A 7831-nucleotide genomic window follows, 5' to 3' on the forward strand; every position below is an offset into this window, starting at 1 on the left:
GGTTTAGAGCAGACTCCTAGAATAGTAAAAGTAAAAAAGTACCATGATACTATAAGATGAGTCTAGTTTTAGAGTAAGCTTACAGGTCAAGGAACGTGGTAGATACATGAGCAATATAGGGTAGTCTTAATTACCTAGGTCAAAGATATTTTGCTAAATCCGAAAGTAATTTGTCAAACTTTATAATGGCAGGCAAGTTTCCATTTTCGATATAAGATGCTAGCTTATTTGCTTCTTGTTCTAAATCTTTTGTAAGTTTTTTAACCTGTTCCACTTTTTCATGGCGCTCTTTTGAATCAGATATGTTAAAAGCTCTGGTAATTTTCCATGAATCATTTTTTGCTACATCTGTAGAAATACTTTTTCCCACTTCAATTATAGATGACGCCATAATTTCAATAGCATCTGGCGATGTTTTGCGTAAGCTTCCGTTTTCCCCGTCAATAATCGCTGCAATCTCCGCTTTAGCTGAATCAATTGGAGTGTAGCCTGTTAAATTCCTAGATATCTCATCCAAGGCTTGTCCTTCTTTATTCTCTTTAGTAGCATTGGCATCTGGTAATTTTAAGTTTTCCCCATTAGGAGATAATACTCCAGAACCCTCATTTAGCGAATACTTTTTGCCATCATCTTCACCCATTAAAGAATACGTCAGGGTTTTACTCGCTTCGCCAATATTCCAGTTTGCGGCTTCAAATTCATATAACTTTTTACGGAAGAAATAGAGTGCTCTAGCTTCAGCGCCAAATTTCAAACTAGCGGTTAAATTGCCTTTCATTTCAGCTACAGCGGTTAATTCTTCAGCAGTAAATGATTTTTCGTTTTGAAGAAAACGACCATTTAAAGTGGCATTACCCTTCACAACAGCCTTTGCTCCTGTTTCTGCATATACACCCGCATAAAGAGCTATGGTAGAGCCTACACCTGCACTTATTGTAACATTGGCAAAAATCTCTCCATCAGCGCCCATAGTTCCTTTTAAGGCAAGTGAAGGAACTTCTTTCTTCTCATAGGCAAAAGATAAATTATAATTTAAAGCTACACCACCTCCAGCCTCAAACCTTACACTCGCTTCGAAAGGTAACCCACCCATTGGAAATGGAACCGTTAGTGATACCGGCCAACCTGGAATTTTAGGGGGTATTTTACCTGTTTTCCCATCAACGCTTAGTTTAGAACCGTCTTCTAATGAAACTTTCCCAGTACTATCAAAGCTAAAATTAACTGCGCCAGTAGCTTGCATACCAGGAATATTGGCCGTTCCAGTAGCACCAGTAAGGGTCGTTTTATATTTCTGTTTTGGCGATAAAATTTCCGCTTTTTTAGGAGGCATAACACTAATCGGGCCTCCAAATGAAACTGCGCCATCTTGCGGATTAGTTACCGTGATTTTTCCCCAATCTATGTCATTTGTAGGGTCATCACCTGAACCTTTAAAGCTAGATGCTATGGTTAAATTATCAACCGTGCCTTTTAGTCCTTTCAAATGAGCATTTAAAGCAGACCCTAGTGTTATAGTAGCTGTTTTAACCGTAATTAATGACGAATTCGCGACTTTCTGGCCTGCATCAAAGGTGAATTCGGCAGAAGCTGTTGCATCGGCATCTAGCCAGTTACCCGCTTTGATGTCTAGCGCCGAATCTCCAATATCCAACTTATACTTTCCTTTTGCTAACTTAGTTAAAGAAATTGCAGCCGGTGTCTTGTAACTGATACCATCGTTGGGCTTAAACGTAGACGCTGGTTTTCTAATCGTAATCTTCTCAAAGTCTGTTTCTACTGCGCTTCCCTTATCCTGAATAACCAATCCCTCTAGCTCTGCAGAAGTATTTTCCAGTCCTGGAAGAACATCTGATTTGAGCGTCACAGTTAATGATTTTAGACTCAGTTTTTTATCACTATCGCTGTAAATCGCTCGTTCTACCGAACTGCTAAAGAGGTTTTCGTAGTCAAACCCAAAATCTAGTGCAAAAGTGCTTAATGACCAGTCTGAATTTGTTACACTTTTACTTAAGGACACTTCTCCATCTGAGATGCTTGCAGCAACAGGCCCTTTATTTAGCGATAAATTCACATTTCCAGAAGTAACCGTTCGCTTATATCCAGTATGCATCCCTTCCTGATGTACTTCAATTTCAGCTAATTCTACCAGTTTATTTACTAGAAAGCCACCAGAAATATTGAGTGCGGATTTCTTCCAGCCAAAGCCTGCTTTACTCATCTTAACCTTGCTCACCTTACCTTTTGCATTAGGCACTTTATCTTTGATAGTTAAATCTAGATCCGCTTCGGCGGCGGCGGCTGAACCCTCTGTAATGGATACAGTGCTACTGCTAAAATGTAAATCGCCGTCAACAGTAGCTTCATAACTAAATTCTTTAGTTGGTAAACTCCATGTATTGTCTTTTGTTAAGGCCACTTCCGTAAAAGGATCCGTAAAACTTCCATTTTCGGTATGCGCTGGCTGACCGATAAAAGCTACGTTACCCTCACCTCGAATGTTGACTATCTTACCAAGTTCCTTCTCTAATATAACATTTGAATCGTCTAGTTTCACTTCGTTATTCAATTCAATTGCATGTTTAAAGTTGTAATTAAATTTTGTATCCCCATCTTCTACCGTCATGCCAAAGTTCTTTTCCTCGTAAACTTGACCATTTGGTAAAGCTATTTGTATACCCAAACCTGTGAGCTCTTTACTTAGTACAGTAGTTGAAATATTAGCACCGCGAACAGTGACTTGATCCGATAAGTCTACGCTAAAGCTGAACACATTAAGATGCTGCTGTATCTGTGAGAGAATAGCTCTTTTTCGTTCATAATCCAGGAATACATGCTCCACAGCACTAGCCAAAAACCCATCTACGCTGTGCTTACCATGCCATTCTTTGATTTTATCCAAAACTTCTTGGCTCTTTAAAGCAACTTCAGCAAGCATCTTTAATCCAGTGGAAGAACTTTCGGAAGATACTTTGACATAATCGTTCTGATAAGTTGTATAATGCTTGATAATATCCGTGTAAATCGTATCATTACCTGTAACAACTTCCCTTGCTTTTTCCATAAAAGTGGAGGTCGACTCAATCTTTTCACCCGCATCATCAGGCGTGGTATCAACCGCTTGAGGCTTCATGAATTCATCTTTTGCCGCCGCCGCATCATCCTGACGATACTCATTAATAAAATTCAATAAAGCGGTGATGGATTTATGCTTTATCTGCTCGTCAGCAGACTTAATTTCTTTATGTCTATCAAGCCACTTTTCGCCAAGATTTCTGACCTGCTCTAAAGCTTTTTCTTTTTTATCGGCTTCAGCTGCATTGTAATTAGCGGTAGCATTTAGAAGCTGGTTGAACGTAGTGTTCCTCGTACGGTTAAACCATGAATTTTGTCCTTCTAATATAAACAATTGTGGTCGAATTCTAGCTTCGAATATAGCTTTCACTTTTGCTTTCTTTTCTTCTAGAACTGAACTATCCGCTTGACGTTGTATCACTTTACGCTGTACATTACCTCCTTGATTAAGTGAAAGATTTGCTAAAGGTATAGCTTCCTGACCACCTAGCTGAGCCGCCTTTGCGCCCATAATATCTGCTTCCTGCTCTAAAGAATTATTATCATTAATAGGCATACCTTGAACTTCTGTTGTTGGCTGAACCCGACCTTGCCTTTGTTGTATCACATGCCAAGCCTCATGTGGGAGATGCTTTTCTTGACCTGAAGCTAAGTGAATATCTGTTCCTTGTGCAAAAGCATGTGCTTGTAATTGATCTGGTTTGTTAGAATTATAGTGTACATTAACATCGTCCATAGAATAACCCGATAGATTTTCGATACCACTTTTCAGGTTATCGGGCAATCCAGTAGAGTTTCCTTCAACATGCTTATTAGCTTCTTGATCCACAAAATCATCTGCCTTCTGTTGAAGTTGAATTAGATTTGTGTTATCAGACCGTTTGTTTACTAATTCAGATTGTTGTGAATTATTATCTTTTTTTTGTATAGTACCACCAAAAGATTTACTGTTATCTTTTGACTGTTTAAAGCTGGCATCCAAAGCAAATAATTTTCTATAAAATTAACTATAAATTTTAAAGACTATATCATTTTGCAAATAATTTATTAATCAACTCATTTTAAAATGTTTATCTAAACTGAAAGCCAATTTTATATTTTTTAAAATACAAAGATGAATTTAAGTACGGGAACCAAACGCTACTTTCGGTAGATGTAACCAATGGATGCAGTTCAAGTATTTCAATTGAAATACGCATGAGAAAAGGATTCTTCTTTAAATCTAAGTTATGTATCTAACAAGAATTAAATGAGCTAGCTGAATTAACATTTGCTATAGAATAGTCCCTTTTAAATTAGGTGCCATATCCAGTCATTGCTTCTTTCAAATCATTAATTATTAGTTTTTTGGAGTCTTCTTTTGATGCAATTACTTGCAATTGTGTTTTCAATTCTTCAACAGATTTTGGACCGCCTGTTTGTGTCATATCAACAATTCTTGATGCCTGCTCTTCACTCCAACCTAATTTCACTTTGATGTAATCTTTGGCTGATTGTGTGTTTTTAGCAATAGAATCTATAAAGGAAAATCCTGAGCCACAGATAGAATCGAGTTTTAAGTTGTAAATTAATTCAAGTGATGCTTGGTCCCCTTTAATTGCTTTATCAAGCAAACTGACAGAATTTACATCTTTTTTCTCTCCACGAATCCATTGATATACACTTTTTCCACCTTTAAAAACAGATTCTATTGCACCAACTACCGTATTAAATGCTTTCCATGGTCCAGCAACCAGTTGAGCACCAGGAATTAATAATAAAAGGTTAGCGGTAAAGTCTGAGATGGCCATGATTACATTCTTGATGGTTCTTACAAATCCTTTCCAAATTTTACTAAGTCCATATTCTGCTTCTTTAGGAGCACCAGCTTTTTTCTCTTTTGTTTTTGGGTCAATAGTGGCTTTTTCAAATTCAACCCATTGTGATTTTTTAGCTATTGCACTTTGAATATTATTATAAGCCGTCACTAAAGGTTTGGCAATACCTGGTATCTTACTAAGTATTTTAAAAAAATTTGTTTTGCTTGAAGCTTTATTAAAAACTTCTTTTGTTTTTTCCATTATGCTGCTGCCTTCTTTGGCTGGGTCTTGTTTTTTATTGAGCATGCTTACTCCTTTGCCAACTCCACCTGCAGATGAAGCCCCAACACTTACGTTATCCACAATTTCGTCACCATTTTTTGCTAAGAAGCTTCGTTCTTTTTTATCTAGACTTGGACTAAGTTCCTTGCCGTCTTCTGTTGCTGTAGCAGTTGACTCTTCTTCTAAAGGGGTTGTTTTTTTTATCTCTGATTCTTTTGAAGCAGTAATTGTCTCTCCAGCAGAAATCTCCTTTGGAGATACTTCTATTTTTTTAGTTACTGCTGGTGTCTTTTTTTCTGGTAACTTGCTAGCATCATGATCCACAAAAGCATCTGCCTTCTTTTGAAGCTCAAGTAGGTTTTTATTATCAGACCGTTTATCAAGTATTTTAGCTTGCTGAGAATTATTATCCTTTTTTTGTTTTGAGCCGTCAGAAGATTTTTTTTTATCTTTAGACTGTTTAAGAGTGGTGTTCAAATTATTAATTTGGACTAAAATTAATTATAAATTTTAAAATTAACTCATTTTGCATATAATTTATTAATTAACTCATATAAAGACGCATCTCTAAGTTAATCGTCAATCATATTTCTTATAAGTCTAAAGATATATTTCATTTATATAAGACTTTTAAAATTCCCAGATTAGACAATGGTTGAAAACAAATATGCTATATTGTTTAATAAATGAAGTTCTGCTAAAGTTTGCACTTTTGTTAATATCTCTTTTTTTGATGAAAATTGAAGATGTAAAAGAATGGAAAAGAAACTTTTGAAGCTTTTTGAAAAAATTCAGCTTCAAATTATTGAGAACTAAAAAATAGCTTCAAATCATATAAAGAATCTTCATGGTTAGCAAAAAAAATAAAAAAATATTTCAAATTGATTCCTTCCATATTCGAAACCACTTAAGAATCGTAAAGTTTACTTAGATTTTATTTTGATTAATTTTAAAGCCTTAAACTTGTAATTTAAAGTTACAAATCAATTTCAATTCATAAATGAAAAAGAAAATATACATCAGCGTATTAAGCATCGGAATTTTAATATCTGTTGGATTTACCACCGTAAAAACCGATTTTTTTGAAATCGCCAAACAAATTGAAATCTTCACTACCTTATTCAAGGAAGTCAACATGAATTATGTAGATGAAATCAATACCGCAGAATTGATGAACACTGCCATTACAGCTATGTTAAACGATTTAGATCCGTATACACAATTTTACAACGAACAAGATGTACAGGATGCCAGAATACAACAATCGGCAAACTTTTCGAGTATTGGCGCTGGCATTCGTTTACAAAATGAAAAAGTAGTACTTACTCAAATCAGCAAAGATGGACCCGCTGATGAAGCTGGTTTACAAATTGGTGATGTACTGCAAAAAGTAGAAGGAATTGCGCTTTCTGGAAACCTAGAAGAAGCAGAAAATTTGCTAAAAGGTTCGCCAGGAAGCAAATTAAAAATTGAATTTCTCCGAAAAGAAAAGCTTCAAAAAACAGAGTTAACACGCATTAATGAAAAAGAAAATGCCGTTCCGTTCTACGATTTATTAGCAGATCAAACGGGCTATATTGTCTTGTCTCAATTTACTAGAACAGCTTCCAAAGAAGTTGAAAATGCGGTAAAAGAATTGAAAAGTCAAGGTGCAAAACAAATCCTTTTAGATTTACGAAACAACCCAGGTGGTTTACTTGGCGAAGCCGTAAATGTGACCAATATTTTTGTTCCAAAAGATGTACAAATCACGTTTACTAAATCGGCTATAGAAAAATACAACGCCAATTATGTAACCCAAAACAGACCGGTAGATACCGAAATTCCTTTGGCAGTTTTAATCAACGAACGCAGTGCTTCTGCTTCCGAAATTGTTTCTGGAAGTATTCAAGATTTAGACCGTGGTGTAATCATCGGCAACCGTAGTTTTGGCAAAGGTTTGGTGCAACGACCAAAGAATTTGAGTTACGGTACTTCGGCTAAAATCACCATTTCGCGCTATTACACACCTAGCGGAAGATGCATACAAGCCTTACAATACCAAGATGGCAAAGCCATTAGAAATACCGAAGATGCCTATAACGAATTTACCACCAAAAACGGAAGAAAAGTATTTGATGGCGGCGGAATTATGCCAGATATCAGCATAGAAGATGCTAAAGTAGAAGGCATAACTCAAGCACTTTTACAGAAGTTTCTCATATTCGATTTTGCTACACAGTATTTTTATGATAATGAAATTGAAAAGATTGAAGATTTCCAATTAAGCGATAGAGACTTCAAAAAATTTGTAACTTTTACAGAAGAAAAAGGATTTGAATTTGAAAATGAAACCGAAAAACACTTTCAGAAAATGTTAGCTGCTGCTGAAGATGAAGCTTTAAAAACAGTATTAAACAAAGAAATTGAAGCTTTACAAGAAGGTTTAGCTGATGCTAAAAAAGATGCTTTAGTACAGCAAAAGGAACAAATTATGAAACTGCTCAGCCGTGAAATAGTACAGCGTTATTTTTACGAAGAAGGAGTTTTTAATTACGACATTCAACAAGGTGAAGAAATTAAAACCGCACAAGAAATTCTAACTAATCAAAGTAATTATAATGCCATTTTACAACCTTAAATTGGTTAATGTAAGTAGGTGTTAATTTGAAGATTGAAAAGAAGTGAGAGATGAG

The 7831-nt window shown here is 35.7% G+C and carries 3 protein-coding genes; 1 reads left to right on the forward strand and 2 read right to left on the reverse strand.

What is annotated here, in order from left to right; all coding sequences use genetic code 11:
* Positions 1-139: 139 nt before the first annotated feature.
* Together IEV72_RS10830 and IEV72_RS10835 are read right to left on the reverse strand one after the other, a co-directional pair.
* Positions 140-4057, reverse strand: coding sequence for an eCIS core domain-containing protein (locus tag IEV72_RS10830; RefSeq protein WP_188459127.1), 3918 nt, complete (start codon positions 4055-4057; stop codon positions 140-142).
* A 313-nt stretch (positions 4058-4370) separates the two neighbouring features.
* Complete coding sequence (locus IEV72_RS10835; protein ID WP_188459128.1) at positions 4371-5633, reverse strand: hypothetical protein; 1263 nt, start codon at positions 5631-5633, stop codon at positions 4371-4373.
* A gap of 523 nt (positions 5634-6156) precedes the next feature.
* Here IEV72_RS10835 and IEV72_RS10840 point away from each other — a divergent pair.
* The gene (locus IEV72_RS10840; RefSeq protein WP_188459129.1) at positions 6157-7776 is read left to right on the forward strand and encodes a S41 family peptidase; all 1620 of its coding nucleotides are present in this window, start codon (positions 6157-6159) and stop codon (positions 7774-7776) included.
* Positions 7777-7831: the final 55 nt, after the last annotated feature.

It is taken from the genome of Psychroflexus planctonicus (assembly GCF_014640195.1).
GTDB lineage: Bacteria > Bacteroidota > Bacteroidia > Flavobacteriales > Flavobacteriaceae > Psychroflexus > Psychroflexus planctonicus.

Coding starts and splice junctions, on each gene's coding strand:
- IEV72_RS10840 (WP_188459129.1), top strand. CDS start 6,157: ATGAAAAAGAAAATATACATCAGCGTATTAAGCATCGGAATTTTAATA.